We start from the raw sequence: 14,405 nt of genomic DNA on the forward strand, positions 1-14,405 counted from the left end.
GTTGAACCTGCTCGACTCAACCTTGTGGCGCTCACCTTTTGTTCCCCGGGCATTTCGCCCGCAGCGGAATAGCGGGCGGCGGGCAATGGTCGTAGCCCGTATGACCGAGCACGAGGACGGCATCACCGGAAAGGTCGTCGCGATCACCGGCGCGAGCAGCGGGATCGGGGCGGCGACGGCCCGCCGGCTGGCGGCGCGCGGCGCGCGGCTCGTGCTCGGAGCGCGCCGGGTGGATCGGCTGGATGCGCTCGCCGACGAGTTGCGCGCGGCCGGGGCGCAGGTCGTCGTCACCGCGACCGACGTCACCCGGGCCGCGGACCTGGACGCGCTCGTCGCCGCCGCCGTCGCCGAGTACGGGCGCCTCGACGTCCTGGTCGGCAATGCCGGGATCGCGGCGACCGGCCCGATCGCCGACGGCGACGTCGCGGACTGGATGGCGATGGTCGACGTCAACCTGCGTGGCGTTCTGCACGGGTTCGCCTCGGCGACACCGGTTTTCCGGCGTCAGGGGCGCGGCCATTTCGTGACCACGGTGTCGACGTCGGGGCTGAAGATCGTGCCGGGCCAGGGGGTGTACGCCGCGACGAAGAACGCGGTCCGCACGGTGATGGAGGCGCTGCGGCAGGAGTCGACCGACGGCGTCATCCGCACGACGTCGATCTCTCCGGGTTTTGTGAACACCGAGCTCGACGCGTCTGTCACCGATCCCGAATTGCGCAGGCGGGTCCGGGCCGACATGGACGCGTTCGGCCTGGACCCGGACGCGGTGGCCCGCGCCGTCGCGTTCGTCATCGAGCAGCCCGACGGCGTGGAGATCGGCGATCTGACGATCCGCCCGACCGTCCAGGGCTGAGTTTTCGCCGAACTGGGATTCCTGGTCGTGATTTCGGGTCAAACCACAACCGGGAACCTCAGTTCGGCGAAACCGGGGGGGTGCCCGCCCGCACACAGCAGAGAGCCTGCCGCTCGGGGGAAACGGCAGGCTCTCTGGGTGTGGGGTGGGTGCTAGGCCGTGGCCTGAGCCCCCAGAACCCGCTGGATGTCCGGTTTCATCTGCTGCAGCTGCTGTCCCCAGTAGCCCCAGCTGTGGGTGCCCGCCGGCGGGAAGTTGAACACGCCGTTGGTGCCACCGGCCGCGATGTAGTTGTCGCGGAACGCGATGTTGGTGCGCAGCGTGAACCCTTCGAGGAACTGCGCGGCCATCAGGTTCTGGCCCGGGGTTCCGGTGTCCAGGTCAGACGGGGTGCCGGTGCCGCAGTACACCCAGATGCGGGTGTTGTTGGCGACCAGCTGGTTGATGTTGACCATCGGGTCGTTGCGCTTCCACGCCGGATCCGAGGACGGACCCCACATGCTCTCGGCGTTGAAGCCGCCCGCGTCGTTCATCGCCAGCCCGATCAGCATCGGCCACCAGCCCTCGGACGGGTTCAGGAAGCCCGACAGCGAGCCCGCGTAGATGAACTGCTGCGGATGGTGGATCGCGTAGGTCAGTGCGGCGCTACCGGCCATCGACAGACCCACGACCGCATTGCCGGTCCGGGACACGCCGCGGTTGGCCTCCAGCCATGCGGGCAGCTCCTGGGTCAGGAACGTCTCCCACTTGTAGGTGTAGTTCTGCCCGTTGCCGCGTGAGGGCTGGTACCAGTCGCTGTAGAAGCTCGACTGGCCGCCGACGGGCATGATCGTCGACAGACCGGACTGGTAGAACCACTCGAACGCCGGGGTGTTGATGTCCCAGCCGTTGTAGTCCTCCTGCGCCCGCAAACCGTCGAGCAGGTAGACCGCGTTCGGCCCGCCGCCCTGGAACTGGATACGGATGTCGCGGTTCATCGACGGGGAGAAGATGTCCAAATATTCGACGGGAAGGCCGGGTCGGGAGAACGCCCCCGCCGTCGCCGAGTTGCCGGCAACGCCGATCAACCCGGGCAGTGCAACGGCGGCCAGCGCGGCAATCGCCACTCGGCGCATCGTGGCCCGTGCGGAACCCCGCCACTTCTCTGTGAACCTCATAACGGCAACCAACCCACCTTTCTCGTCAAGTCTCGCGCATGCGTGCAATGTGCCGTCGCTGTGCAATGCCCATGAAACACGTTGGGGCTGCGTGGTTACCGCCGCGACACGGCGCTCGGACATCGCGGTTGGCTAACGAAAAGGACTCAGGCCGGATTCGCCGGACATGCGGCGCCGGAGTGCCTTCAGTCGTCGACGGCCGCCATCAGGCGGCGCTCGCTCGCGCGCCGCTCGGCGATCACAGCGCCGAGCACCTGCAACAGAATGGGCTTTCGCCGGACCAGACGCTCGATCTCGTCGCGCGCGATCTCCAGCACGGTGAGCTCTCCGACCGCGTGGGCGGTGGCCAGCACCGGCTCGCGGGTGAGCGCGGTCTGTCCCAGGAAGTCGCCCCGCTCGAGGGTGCGGGCTGGGATCACCGCTCCGTCGCGGTCGGTCACCGTGAGGCTGACCCGCCCCGAGACGACGAACCTCATGCCGAACGGGACCTGCCCGGGCCGCTGCAGAAGTTCCCCGTCGCCATAGCGCACCAATCGCATCACCGCCGCGATGTCGTGCTGTTCCGCCTCGGTGAGCCGCAGCGTCGAGGCCACCGCGCGCATCGCCGAGGTGACCCGTTCCGGTGTGCCGAAGTCGTCGGCGACACCGTCCAGGCGCAAGCCTTCGCGCCGCGCCGCGTACCAGACCCAGCGCCGGAACGTGCTCCGCACCGCCTCGTCCAGGGCGGGGGTGTACAGCGGGATCGACGTCTCGTACTCGGCGCCGCCGAGATAGAGCGTGGTGATCCGGCCGTCGGTACGAACGTCCGGCAGCATCGCGGCGACGGCCGAGAGCATTGCGCACACGTCGTCCGGCGGGTCGCCGGCGTCGAAGTTCGTCACGAGCGTGAGCCGGTGCTCACCCGGCGGGCGGCTGTAGTTGGTGAACGACGCACCGGCGAGTTCGGCATTCGGCATCACCAGAAGGTTGCCGCCGGTGTCGATATGGGTTGCGCGCCAATTGACCTCGACCACTTGCCCGTACGCGGCCGGCCGGCCCGCCGCGGTCGGCACGGTGATCCAGTCGCCGAGCCGGAACGGTTGCTCGAACAGCAGCAGCAGACCCGAGATGATCTGGCCGACCGAGTTCTGAAGTGCCAGGCCGAGAACGATCGAGGTGACGCCCAGCGCGGCGAACAGGCCGCCCACGTTGGCGCCCCAGATGTTGGCCATGATCACGGTGACGCCGACCGCGATCACCGCGAACCGCGCGACGTCGAGGAAGATCGACGGCATTCGCCTGCGCCAGCTGTCTTCCGGCGCCCCTTGGATCAGCGTGGCGTTGAAACCCGACAGCATCAACACCAGCAGGACGATCCCGAAGAGGGTGGCGACCACGCGCACCGAGGTGGCCTCGTCGGAGATCTCCATGGCCTGCACCAGGAGCAGCAGCAGGGCGCCCAGCGGCAGGATGTAGTTGCGCAGCAGTATCACCGGGCGGGCCAGCGCACTGCCGCGTCGTCGCAGCGCGTTGTGCACCTCGGTGAGCAGGACCAGGAGCACCGGGAAGCCGACGGCGACCACGATGGCCCAGACCAACCACGTCGAGTTCAGCACGCTAATCACTGTGGGTGCCCCCGCAGCCGCCAGACCGGTTCGGTTCCGTGCTCGCCGGCCGACTCACCGGCAGCGACGAACTCCAGCGTGTCGTGCATGACGTCGTACACCCGGGCGGTGACATAGATTCCGGCCTGCGGGTTACCTCGCTGCACCCGGAAGGCCAGGTCGACCGTCGCGCCCCACACGTCGTAGGTCAGGGTGGAGCGCCCGACCAGTCCGCTCGACACCGCGCCGTTGTCGATCCCCGCTCGGAGCCGCAGGTCGTACCCGGATTCGGCGGCGTAGCGGTCGACGATGCGGTCCATCTCGATCGCGAAGTCGACGGTGCGCCGAACGTTGTCCAATCGGGGGGTGTTCAGCCCGCAGGCTGCGACATACGCGTCGTGCAGGGTGCGCACGTGTTCGACACCGAGGCTCTCGGCGGCGGCGTCGAACTGCCGGGTCAGGCTGTTGATGACGACCAGCAGCTCCTCGGAGGTCAGCCGGTGCGACAGGTCGTCGAGGCCCAGCACGTCGGCGAACAGCACGGTGACGTTGTTGTGGTCCTGGGCGATGGTTTCCTCTCCGTCGAGGTAGCGCCGCATCACCGGCTCGGGCATCAGGGACAGCATCAGCCGTTCGTTCTCGGCGCGCTGTTCCTCGAGTAACTTCTCCTTGATCGCCAGGTTCTGGCTCATGTCGTTGAATGTCGTTGTCAGATCACCGAATTCGTCGCGCGACCATACCGGGATGTTGACCTCGTAGTCGCCGGCGCCGATCTGCTGGGCGCCGGCCTGCAACCGTCGTATCGGGCGCACGAAAAGCCGGGCCAGCAGCATCGCCGCCAGGCACACCGCGAAGATGATGAGCACCGTCGACAAGACCAGTGTTCGGGTGAACTGGGACACCGGGGCGAAGGCCTCGTCGGTGTCGATCTTGGCGACGATCACCCAGTGCAGGCCCGGTAGATCCACGGGTGAGTAGGACTGCAGCGCCTGGTGGCCCAGATAGTCGTCCTCGATGAGCGCCCCGGTGTTGCCGCGTTGTGCCTCTTCGACGGACTCGGTGTTCACCGGTTGCACCAAGGTGGTGCCACGACGATCGATGGACTCCTCGGCGATCTCGGGCGGGGTGCCGCCGTCGACGACATCGGAGACGAACGCCTCCCGGTTCTCACGAAACAGTCGCGAGTCCGAGCGCATCAGGTCGTCGGGCCCGACCAGAATCGTCTCGCCGGTCTTACCCATCCCGGTGTCGCGCCACTGGCCCTTGGCCGTCATCAGGTCGTTGATCCGCGATATCGGGAACTGGACCGCCATCACGCCGGCGATCTGGTCCTGCGATCCGACGGGGGACAGGAACCACGCGGTCGGTTCTTCCGCGGGCAGATACCAGCCGAAGTCGGTGACACCGACGTAGTCGATCGAGTTGGACGCCAGCGCCTTCTCGTAGGCCTCGGTGAGTTGGCCTTCGCGGTAGGGCCCGGTGAGGATGTTGGTACCCAGGTCGGGTCCCTTGTACGCCGAGTAGACGACGTTGCCGTCGGTGTCGAGCAGCAGTAGGTCTTCGAATTCGAAACGGTGCACGATTTCGCGGAAGAACTCGTTGAAGCGGGCATTGGCCGCCGACCACCTGCTGCCGTCGCGCGCATCGTCGAACTCGATCGCCCGCTCCCAGTTCTCGAACGGGGCCGAGTACAGCGCCTGCAGGTACCGCTGCGGGTTCGATTTGGGCAGCAGGGCCCGGACGTCGACGCGGTTGCCGCCGTCGTCGAGCGTCATGTCCGCGAACATGCGGTCGTAATACCGGCGCAGCGACGCCGCCTGCCCGATGTTGATGGTCGCCGCGTCCAGTTCGGCGAAGCCTGCGGTGAACGCTGCGATCGCCTCCGCCGCTGTGTTGCCCCGGGAGTAGATCGCCAGAGAGTTCTTCAGGTCCGAGAACTGTGTCTCCAATTGGCGTGACTGTGACTCGCGGATCTCGGTGAGGCGGTCGAACACCGAGGCGCGCAGCGACGACCGGCCGGACTGGTAGCCGATCGCGCCGACCACGGCCGCCGACAGGATGCTGGTCAGAAGGAGCATCAGCAGCAGCTTGGACTGGATGCTCATCCTGGACAGCACGCCGTGGCGCCCGCGTCTCTTCCTCAGTTTCTCGGGTGCACGCACGGTCCTCGGGAAAAATGTCATTCAGATCACACATTCCCTGCCAGGGCTGGGGGTAAACGGAGCCGTGTCCGCCGATGACCCGTACGACCTCGCGCGTTTCGTCCAGGCGCAGCAGGGCAGCTATGCGGGTGCGTTGGACGAACTGCGGGCCGGCGCCAAACGCGGCCACTGGATTTGGTTCGTGTTCCCCCAATTGCGCGGGCTGGGGCGCAGCGCGACCGCCGAGAAGTACGGCATCCGCTCGCTGGAGGAGGCCCGCGCCTACCTGGCGCACCCGGTCCTCGGGCCGCGGTTACGCGAGTGTGCGTCGGTGCTGGCCACCCATGCCGGGCGGTCGGCGACCGACATCCTCGGCTATCCCGACGACCTGAAGGTGCGATCGTCGATGACGCTGTTCAGCCGGGCGGCCGACGGGGACGACCGAGCACCGTTGCGCGCCGTCCTCGACGCGTTCTACGACGGCCGCGACGATCCCGTGACCCTCGAGCTGCTCACCGCGGATTCAGGATGAGCCAGCCGTGGGCGGGCACCACGACGTCGGGAACGACCTCGGCCGGCGGCGCCCCCGATCCGGCGACGATCTCGGCGTGCCCGATTCCGAGTCCGGTCAGCGTCAACGGCAGCGGTTCGTCATCGACGTTGAGAGCCACGACGAGGGCGTCATCGTCGTTGCGGGTGATGTAGACGTAGCCGCCGTTGGTCACCGACAGCGGTGTGGTGCGCGCGAAGCGCAGCCACGGATGCCTGCGGCGCAACCCGATCAGATGCTGATGGGTGCGGTACAGCTGGTGGCCGTGCTCGCCCACACCGTCGAAGGGCGAGGTGAATTCGGGCCGCACCGCGTCGTCGCCGCCGAACCGTTCCTCTTTCACCCCGCGGTAGGCGACTTCGTCACCGGCGTACACGCTCGGGGTGCCGCCGGTGGTGAGCAGGACGACCAGGGCGTGCTCGACGTGGACGGGGTTCTCCAACTGGCTGGCGATCCGGGTGACGTCGTGGTTGCCGATGAACGTCAGTGGCACAAAGGTGTCGAGGAATTCGTTGTGCCGGGTCAGTGCCCAGTCGAGTTCGTGGAAGTTGACGTCGTTGATGCTGCTCCAGATCGCCTTCCACAGTTCGTATTGCGTGACGGAGTCGAAGCCGGAGTCGCGTACGCGGGCCGCGTAGTCGCCGTGGATCACCTCGCCGACGAACCACGCCTCCGGATGGCTCTCCCGGACCCGGGGCAGTACCTGCGCCCAGAACGCGTCGGGTACGGCGTAGGCGGCGTCGAGACGCCAGCCGTCGGCGCCGCGGTCCAGCCAGTGCCGCATCACGTCGACGGTGTAGTCGATGACCTCGGAATTGCGGTGGTTCAACGCGATCAGGCCGCCGTGACCTTCGAAGGTCACGAACTCGCCGCCGCGTGTGCGGAACCACGAGGTGTCCCCGCCTTCGACGGCGTCCCGGTATCGCGGGAAGTCGGTGCCGACGTGGTTGAACACGCCGTCGAGCAGAATCCTCAGGCCGCGCCTGCGCGCCTCGGCGACCAGGTGGTCGAAATCGCCGTCATCGCCGAGCCGGGGGTCGATGCGGTAGTGGTCGGTGGTGTCGTAGCCGTGGGTCGAGGACGCGAAGACGGGACCGAGCGCCAGTCCCGACGTGCCGAGTTCCAGCGCGTAGTCGAGCCAGTCGACGAGGCGCCGCAACCTGTGCTCGTCAGGACCCGGAGCCGGATCGGCAGGGTGGGCGCCGACGAACCCGAGCGGGTACACCTGCCACCAGATCGCGTGCTCTACCCACGCCGGCTCGGTCATATCGGCTCCTCGCGCAAGCGCTCGTCGGTCATATCGCTCGAAAAGCCCTCTCGTACAACGCCTTCATCTCCTCCGTCAGCTCCGCCGCCGGGCCGTCGACCGCGACTCCGGGGGCGACCGCCGTGATGGGCAGCCCGGCCACCGGCGGCGGCGGGGCATTCCACTCGGCCAGCCACCGGGTCAGCTGCGCCGACGACGCGGCGTACACCACGCGCCCGAGACCTACCCACGCATGCGCGGCCGCACACATCGGGCAATGTTCCCCGCTGGTGTACACGGTGGCCCGGGCCCGCTCGGCGGGACTCAGGTGCTCGACGGCCCATTTCGCGATCGCGTATTCCGGGTGCCGGGTCGCATCACCGTCCTTGACGCGGTTGTGGTCCTCGAAACGGGTCACCCCGTCGCCGTCGAGCAGCAGCGAGCCGAAGGGCTCGTCGCCGCCGTCGAGCGCCTCACTGGCGAGCTCGACGCATCGCCGCAGGTGACGCAGGTCCTCGTCGGTGACTGCCACAGCCGGATTCTACGCAGCGCGGCGCATGGGGTGGGCCGCGCATCGGGCGCGCATAGGGTAGGAAAGGGACGTGACCGCCTTCGGTTGGCACTGCAACGAGATCGAGGCCCAGGCCGACCTGTTCGCCGGCCACCTCGAGGGCTCGGATCTGTCGGCGCCCGTTCCGTCGTGTCCCGGTTGGTCGGTGGCGCAGCTGACCCGCCACGTCGAGGCCGGCTTGCGTTGGGCGCACGAGATCGTCTCGACCAGCGCGGCAGCACCTCCACCCGAGACCGCGCTGCGGCAGCTCGCGGCGGTGTCCGACGACGACGGCGCCGCACTGGGGGCGGTACTGCGTTCGGCGGCGTCGGATCTCGCGCGCGTGCTGCGTCGTGCGGGACCGGACGCGCAGATGTGGTGCCCGGTTCCCGGGGGCGGCAGCGCGTTCTACGCGCGCCGGTTCGCGCACGAGGCGGCGGTGCACCGCGCCGACGCCGCGCTGGCACTGGGCCACCAGTTCGTGGTCCCCACCTTCGTCGCGATCGACGGTGTCGAGGAGTGGCTCGAACTCGGTTGCCTGCCCTTCCATTTCGAGGTCCATCCGTGGATGCGTGACCTGCTCGGGCCCGGTCGGACGATCGGGCTGCACACGACCGACACCGACGACCACTGGATTCTCGACTTCACCGGGGATGTGCTGGCCTGGCGCCGCGGGGCCGAGCAGGCCGCCGCCGATCTGCGCGGGCCCGCCGCTGATCTGCTCCTGGTGCTCTACCGCCGCAAGCCGGTGAGCACCGTGGCGGTCCGCGGCGACGCGGGGCTGGTCGACTTCTGGTTGGACAGGGTCGGATTCGCCTGACCTGTCAATCGCAGCAGGATCTCGCGGCGACATCCAGCCGGCATGCGCAGGAGGCCGCGATCGGCACGTCGGCGCGGGCGGCGGCGAGCTCGAGCTGTTTGCCGATGATCACGGCTTCGGCGTCGCGGCCCAGCCGGGTCAGGCACTCGTGGTAGCCGTGCAGGCTCCACACGTTGCCCGGGTGCTGGCACGGCCTGCTCAGCGTCGGGTCCAGCCCCAGATCGGCGGCGTACACCGCGGCGGCGTCCTCGACCCGGCCCTGCTCCAGCAGCAGCGCGCCGAGCGCGTGCCGGGTGGGCTGCATCCATCCCCAGGGTTCGTCGTACGGGAGCGAGTCGTCGAGCTCGACCGCCCGCCGCAGATGTGCGAACGCTTCGTCGAATTTCCCGGCTCGGTAGTCGATCTCACCGTCCAGCATGGCTGAGGCCACCGCCAGGATGTCGCGGCTGGTGTTGTTGAACAGATACCGGCTTTCCGGGATCCGGGCGTAGGCGGCGGCGAACGAGTCGCGTTCGGCGCATGCCTGGTCGAGGTTGCCGCTCGCCGCGTGCGCGACACCGCGTCCGTAGTGGATGGTCGCCGTGGTCGTGCAGTACAGCGACGTGTCCTCGGGCAGCGGGGCGGCGATCAGTTCCTCCCACCGTCCGAACCGCACCAGTACGTGGACGCGCAGCGGGACGAACGCTTCCAGCCAGTCCGCCATGGGAGGTGACTCGATGGCGAGCAGTTGCGGTGTCAGTTGTTCGGCGAGCTCGTCGGCGGCCCGCAGCGCGATCGACGAATTCCCTTCGAACATCGCCGAATACACCACGAAGTGTAGGTTGTGCGCCCGGTAGAGCGAATAGAAGTTCAGCGGTCCTCGCGTTTCGACGAAGCGGTGGTCCACCTGCACCGCGGCCAGGTTGGCGACCACAGAATCCCGGTAATTGCCGCACAGCACGTCGATGTGGCTGGGCATGTGCTGGAGGTGGCCGGCGTCGGGGACCAGGCCGCGCAGGAGGTCCGCCGCGGGCAGGGCGGCCTGCGGTGTGGTCGACATTTCCATCGTGTGGATGTAGAGGTGCAGGATTCCCGGATGCCTGCGGCCGGCCTCGGTGGCGAGGGCGTCCTCGAGGAGGCGTCTGGCCTCCACGACACGGGAACCGGGCGCGGGCTCACCGGTTCGGCTGTCCCACAACGCCCATGCGGTGACGTTGAGCAGCGCGTCGGCCGCCAGTGCCGCGACGTCGACGTCGTCGGGGTGGTCGGCGGCCAGCGCGGCCATCGCATCCGCGTAGGCGGTGTGGCCGGCGGTCAACGTGTCTGCGTCGGCCGGATCGCCGGTGGGGAAGCGGGCCGTGAGCGCGTCGATCAGGCGCCGTTCGAGCACCGAGGCCCGCCCTTTGGCCGCGAGCCGGAGTTCTGTGCGTGCCCGCGCCAGCGACGCCGCGAGGTCGACGGGGTCGAACGCCTCCCAGCCCTTGTTGTAGTTCGGCCCGACCGCGTAGGCGATGCCCCAGCGGGCGAACGCGAAGTCCGGGTCGAGTTCCAGCGCGCGTTCGAAGCAGTGGATGGCTTCCTCGTGGTTGAACGCGTACGACCAGACCATGCCGCGGTCGAACCAGATCTGCGCGTTCTCGGATGTGGTGTCAGTCCGGCGATGATACGAGCCGAGGTCGTAGTACGGTTCGGCCTCGTTCGGCACGCTCGACGCGGCGGTCATATACCGCACGATAATTCACCCTGGCTGCGGTCGCGCAGATTGCGAGGAAAGCCCCTGCCGCGGCCCACGCCGCCAGCGTCAACAGTGGTGCCACGGCACCGTGTCCGTCGAAATAGGTGATACTGCGCAGCAACTCGACCCCGGATCCCTGCGGGACCACATCGGTGAACGTGGAATAGAACCCCGACAGCAGCGGGCGTCCCACCGGACCCGCCGCCGCGGCGTTACCGATCACGACGAGGAACAGCCCCAGCGCCACCGACGGCACCGCCCCGAACGCGGTCGCGACCCCGGTGATGGCGCCGCCGACGGCGATCGCGTAGAGCCACAGCACGCCGAAGACCTGCCACGGGTGCGCGGTCAGCGCGTCCAGCCCAGGGCCGACATAGAGGGTCACCAGTCCGGCCAGTACCGCCGAGAACACCGACAGCGACACGGTGCGTAGCGCGAGCATCACCGGCGTGCGGACCGTACCCATCAACCGTCCGAGCAGCGCCGCACCCAGCGACGCGCCGATCGAGAGGAAGATGACCGCGTAGAACTCGACGGTTCCGGACGGGTCGCCGGCCGAGGTCGGCGCGACGTCCTCGACGACTGCGGCGAGACCGGTCTGCTCGGCAGCCTGTCGGCCGACCGATTCGGCGGCGACCGCGACGCTGTGGCCGCCACCACCCGCGACGAAGATCGTCATCCTGCCCTCGGGGTCCACGGCGAATGCGGTGTCGGCTTTGCGCTCGAGGACCTGCGCCCTCGCGTCGGCGGCGTCGCCGAACTCGTTGACCGTCAACACATCCTGTTGGCGCAGCGCGTCGACGAAGGTCGCCGGCCCGGACGCCGCCACCGTCATGTGATGCAGCGTCGGTTTGGCGAATGCGCCGGAATAGCTCGCCACCATCGCGAGCACGAAGACGGTCAGGCCGGCCAGGGCCAGCACCGTGGTGCGGATCGCGGCGCGATCGCGGATCGGGGGGAGTTCCGGTGAGTGGTGTCTACCCACGGTCGGGTCCTTTCTGGATCGACGCAGTGCCCAGCAGTGCATCGACGGTGTCGAGTGCCGCGCGCACCCGGGCGTGCAGATCGGGGGCGTCCGGGTCTTCCATCCAGGACCTCAGGACCTCCACGAACCCGCCCACCAGGAAGCGGGTGACCGCGTCGGCTGGAACAGGGGAGACCGCGTCGAGCACGGCGAGGCCCTGTTCGGCGATCTGGCGGCAGGGTGTGACCAGTGCGTCGCGGTAGGTGACGAGCACATGTTGGTGGACGGTGCTCGATACGGCGTTGCGGCACAACGGCGAATGCTGCGCGGCGAACCCGAACAACTCAAGAATCCGTGCGCGCGCGTCGGTGCCGTCGTAGATGGGCATGGCGGAATCGAAGGCGTGGCTGAATGCGGCGGCCACCACATCGTCGCGGTCGCGGAAATGGCGGTAGAAGACCTGACGGCTGACCTGGGCGTGCGCGGTCAGATCGCCGACCGAGATCGCGTCCACCGGATGCTCGTGGGCGAGCGCGAACGCCGCATCCCGGAGCCGGGTATGGACCCGCTCCGCACGTGGATCGGCACTGCGGCTGCGTAAGCGCATGACGTGAGGTTAGAAGACTTTGTTTACAGTTGTCCATGAAATGTTAGGTCGACTAAGTCACCTTGTGGGCGTCCGTGTGATCGGCCATACCCACGTCATCGGGGGCCACGAACCACTCCCGCAGGAAGTCCGTCAACGCGGCGATGTCGCCGGCATCTCCGCGTGCCGCCAGATAGCCGTCCGGCCGAACCAGTAGCCACCCGTCGTCGCGGCCCGGCCGCACCGTCACCACCCCGTACCACCGACGGGTCGCGTCGCGGGCCGTCGCGTCATCGGTGAACAACGTCAGCGCGCCCAGGTCGAGTTCGTCGTACAGCCCGTCCGCGTCGGGCACCCGGTCACCCGCCCCGAACGGCCCGCCCCGGTAATCCGCCGAGAGTTGCCCGAACATCGCCGCGGCCGCCTCCTGCACCCGCGATCGCCCAAGGGCTCTCGGCGCCATACGGATTCGCACCTCGTGTACGACACGATTGGTCGAGTTGAAGACGCGCGTACCGATCTCGGTGAACCCGATCACCTTCCGGATCACCGGCAGTCGCTCTGAGGAATACGTCTCCAGCACTGCGGGTTTCGCGCGGCCGTCGAGCACCATCGCCAACTTCCAGGACAGGTTGATCATGTCCTGCACCCCGAGGTTCATACCCTGCCCGCCCGCCGGACTGTGCACATGAGCCGCATCTCCGCCGAAGAACACCCGACCCTTCCGCAGTGTCTTCATGTGCCTGCTGTTGATCCGGAATCGTGAGCTCCAGTTCATCGAGTGCAACCGCGCCGGCACGTGCACCACCCGGTCGAACAGCACCTGAATGTGTGCGAGCCCGACCTCACCCGCATCGGTGGCGATCCCGCCGGGATCGGTCGCCATCAGCCGGAACCGGCCGCCGCCCATCGGGAACACCGCGAAGAATCCGTTGGCGGCAAGGAAGATCGACACCTCGTCGGACGGTAGATCGCCGTCGATGTGCAGGTCGGCCAGCACGTAGTTGTGGGGGAGTGTGCGCCCGGCGAACCCGAGTCCCAGGGCTCTGCGGATCGTGCTGTGCGGGCCGTCGGCCGCGATGACGTACGAAGCGCGCACCGTCTCGTCGGTGCCGCTGCTGCGCATCGTGACGTCGACGCCCTCGGCCGACTCGCGCACCGCGGTGACCGTCACGCCACGCTCCACCTTGATGCCTTGCCGGGCAAGCTGCTCGATCAGCAGTCGTTCGGTCTCCGATTGCGCAAGCATCAGGATGAAGTTGAATTCGCTGGGCATTCGGTGCAACTCGATCGAGGCGAGACGGCAACCCGACGCATACAGCGTGGCGCTTCCGGCCCGGTTGCCCAGCGGCAGCATCCGGTCGCCGACACCGCGTACACGCAGCAGTTCCAGCGTGCGCGCCTGCACGGCCAGTGCGCGTGACTCCGGTGATGGTCGCTCCGCGCGGTCGACGATGCGGACGGCGACGCCCAGCCGGGACAGCTCGAGCGCCGCGGTCAGGCCGGTGGGTCCGGCCCCTGCGATCAGAACGGCGGTGGATGCCGACGGCGGCTGACCGGACATGGTGAACTCCTTCGCGCTAAGTCGACTCTGCACTAAGTCAACGGATGTTGACTTATACGATAGGCCGGTGGGGGCATAAGTCAACACCTGGTGACTTATGCTCTGCACATGACGAGACCGCGCAATGCCGAGGCCACCCGGGCGGGCATCCTGACAGCCGCGCGCGCGCGATTCGGGGCCGACGGCTACGACCGGACCACGCTGCGGGCCATCGCCGCCGACGTCGGCGTGGACCCAGCCCTGGTGATCCGGTATTTCGGCAACAAGCAGCAACTCTTCGCGGCGGCAGCGGAGTTCGAGCTCCACCTGCCCGACCTCACCGAGCTGACCCCGGATGAGATGGCCGACGCGCTGCTGGAGCGGTTCTTCGCGGTCTGGGAGCGCGACTCCACCTTCATCGCTCTCCTGCGCGCGGCGATGACGAGCGACGCGGCGGCCGAGACCATGCGTCAGGTGTTCGCCACCCAGGTGGCGCCGACCATGTCCAAGGTCGTCACCGACAATCCGGGTCCGCGTGCCGCGCTGATCGGCTCTCTCGTGATCGGGATGGCGACCACCCGCTACGTGATCAAGGCGCCCGCGGTCGCCGCACTCGGCCACGACGAACTCATCCGGTGGGCGCGCCCCCTCATCCGCGATCTGCTCGTCGGGCCACCCCCGCGGTGACACCCGGATTG

At 68.2% G+C, this 14,405-nt stretch carries 13 protein-coding genes; 4 read left to right on the top strand and 9 right to left on the bottom strand.

The annotated features are described in order from the left end of the window. The first annotated feature begins 100 nt into the window (after positions 1-100). Entirely contained in the window at positions 101-853 is a 753-nt protein-coding gene (locus NTM_RS20300) for an SDR family oxidoreductase (RefSeq protein ID WP_104861200.1), read from the top strand. A gap of 152 nt (positions 854-1,005) precedes the next feature. Here NTM_RS20300 and NTM_RS20305 read toward each other — a convergent pair whose 3' ends face one another. From NTM_RS20305 to NTM_RS20315, 3 genes are all read right to left on the bottom strand, one after another. Beyond that, a complete protein-coding gene (locus tag NTM_RS20305) occupies positions 1,006-2,010 on the bottom strand; it encodes an esterase family protein (RefSeq protein WP_083143840.1) in 1,005 nt (334 codons plus the stop codon). A 185-nt stretch (positions 2,011-2,195) separates the two neighbouring features. After that, positions 2,196-3,614, bottom strand: coding sequence for a mechanosensitive ion channel domain-containing protein (locus NTM_RS20310; protein ID WP_163767381.1), 1,419 nt, complete (start codon positions 3,612-3,614; stop codon positions 2,196-2,198). Then, positions 3,611-5,698 (bottom strand): adenylate/guanylate cyclase domain-containing protein, encoded by a 2,088-nt coding sequence (locus tag NTM_RS20315; protein WP_163767383.1) that lies wholly within the window; start codon positions 5,696-5,698, stop codon positions 3,611-3,613. The genes NTM_RS20310 and NTM_RS20315 overlap by 4 nt, the downstream gene beginning before the upstream one ends. Positions 5,699-5,819: 121 nt before the next feature. Here NTM_RS20315 and NTM_RS20320 point away from each other — a divergent pair, with 121 nt between their 5' ends. Then, positions 5,820-6,266, top strand: coding sequence for a DUF1810 domain-containing protein (locus NTM_RS20320; protein ID WP_232079777.1), 447 nt, complete (start codon positions 5,820-5,822; stop codon positions 6,264-6,266). Here NTM_RS20320 and NTM_RS20325 read toward each other — a convergent pair. Together NTM_RS20325 and NTM_RS20330 are read right to left on the bottom strand one after the other, a co-directional pair. Continuing rightward, positions 6,247-7,551, bottom strand: a complete 1,305-nt coding sequence (locus NTM_RS20325; RefSeq protein WP_163767385.1) for an alpha-amylase family protein — start codon at positions 7,549-7,551, stop codon at positions 6,247-6,249. The two genes, NTM_RS20320 and NTM_RS20325, sit on opposite strands and share 20 nt — an antisense overlap. A 28-nt stretch (positions 7,552-7,579) precedes the next feature. Beyond that, the gene (locus NTM_RS20330; protein WP_104861194.1) at positions 7,580-8,062 is read right to left on the bottom strand and encodes a nucleoside deaminase; all 483 of its coding nucleotides are present in this window, start codon (positions 8,060-8,062) and stop codon (positions 7,580-7,582) included. Positions 8,063-8,132: 70 nt separating this feature from the next. Here NTM_RS20330 and NTM_RS20335 point away from each other — a divergent pair, with 70 nt between their 5' ends. Further along, positions 8,133-8,900, top strand: coding sequence for a maleylpyruvate isomerase family mycothiol-dependent enzyme (locus NTM_RS20335; protein ID WP_104861193.1), 768 nt, complete (start codon positions 8,133-8,135; stop codon positions 8,898-8,900). Between the two features lie 4 nt (positions 8,901-8,904). Here NTM_RS20335 and NTM_RS20340 read toward each other — a convergent pair whose 3' ends face one another. From NTM_RS20340 to NTM_RS20355, 4 genes are read right to left on the bottom strand one after another with little or no spacing between them, the layout of a single operon-like run. Then, on the bottom strand, positions 8,905-10,602 hold the full coding sequence (locus tag NTM_RS20340; protein WP_163767387.1) for a tetratricopeptide repeat protein: 1,698 nt from the start codon (positions 10,600-10,602) through the stop codon (positions 8,905-8,907). Beyond that, positions 10,529-11,599 carry a hypothetical protein gene (locus NTM_RS20345; protein WP_163767389.1) on the bottom strand — a complete coding sequence of 357 codons (1,071 nt, stop codon included), beginning with the start codon at positions 11,597-11,599 and terminating at the stop codon, positions 10,529-10,531. The genes NTM_RS20340 and NTM_RS20345 overlap by 74 nt, the downstream gene beginning before the upstream one ends. After that, on the bottom strand, positions 11,592-12,185 hold the full coding sequence (locus tag NTM_RS20350) for a TetR/AcrR family transcriptional regulator (protein WP_163767391.1): 594 nt from the start codon (positions 12,183-12,185) through the stop codon (positions 11,592-11,594). The genes NTM_RS20345 and NTM_RS20350 overlap by 8 nt, the downstream gene beginning before the upstream one ends. A 52-nt stretch (positions 12,186-12,237) precedes the next feature. Continuing rightward, on the bottom strand, positions 12,238-13,728 hold the full coding sequence (locus NTM_RS20355) for an FAD-dependent monooxygenase (protein ID WP_163767392.1): 1,491 nt from the start codon (positions 13,726-13,728) through the stop codon (positions 12,238-12,240). Positions 13,729-13,836: 108 nt separating this feature from the next. Here NTM_RS20355 and NTM_RS20360 point away from each other — a divergent pair, with 108 nt between their 5' ends. Continuing rightward, positions 13,837-14,394 carry a TetR/AcrR family transcriptional regulator gene (locus NTM_RS20360; RefSeq protein WP_435405102.1) on the top strand — a complete coding sequence of 186 codons (558 nt, stop codon included), beginning with the start codon at positions 13,837-13,839 and terminating at the stop codon, positions 14,392-14,394. The last annotated feature ends 11 nt before the right edge of the window (positions 14,395-14,405 follow it).

The sequence above is a fragment of the Mycolicibacterium parafortuitum genome (assembly GCF_010725485.1).
Taxonomy (GTDB): Bacteria; Actinomycetota; Actinomycetes; order Mycobacteriales; family Mycobacteriaceae; genus Mycobacterium.

Bases quoted from the DNA above. Each gene is read 5' to 3' on its own strand.
- NTM_RS20360 (WP_435405102.1), top strand. From the start codon at position 13,837: ATGACGAGACCGCGCAATGCCGAGGCCACCCGGGCGGGCATCCTGACA.
- NTM_RS20350 (WP_163767391.1), bottom strand. From the start codon at position 12,185: ATGCGCTTACGCAGCCGCAGTGCCGATCCACGTGCGGAGCGGGTCCAT.
- NTM_RS20315 (WP_163767383.1), bottom strand. From the start codon at position 5,698: ATGAGCATCCAGTCCAAGCTGCTGCTGATGCTCCTTCTGACCAGCATC.
- NTM_RS20340 (WP_163767387.1), bottom strand. From the start codon at position 10,602: ATGACCGCCGCGTCGAGCGTGCCGAACGAGGCCGAACCGTACTACGAC.
- NTM_RS20355 (WP_163767392.1), bottom strand. From the start codon at position 13,728: ATGTCCGGTCAGCCGCCGTCGGCATCCACCGCCGTTCTGATCGCAGGG.
- NTM_RS20300 (WP_104861200.1), top strand. From the start codon at position 101: ATGACCGAGCACGAGGACGGCATCACCGGAAAGGTCGTCGCGATCACC.
- NTM_RS20305 (WP_083143840.1), bottom strand. From the start codon at position 2,010: ATGAGGTTCACAGAGAAGTGGCGGGGTTCCGCACGGGCCACGATGCGC.
- NTM_RS20325 (WP_163767385.1), bottom strand. From the start codon at position 7,551: ATGACCGAGCCGGCGTGGGTAGAGCACGCGATCTGGTGGCAGGTGTAC.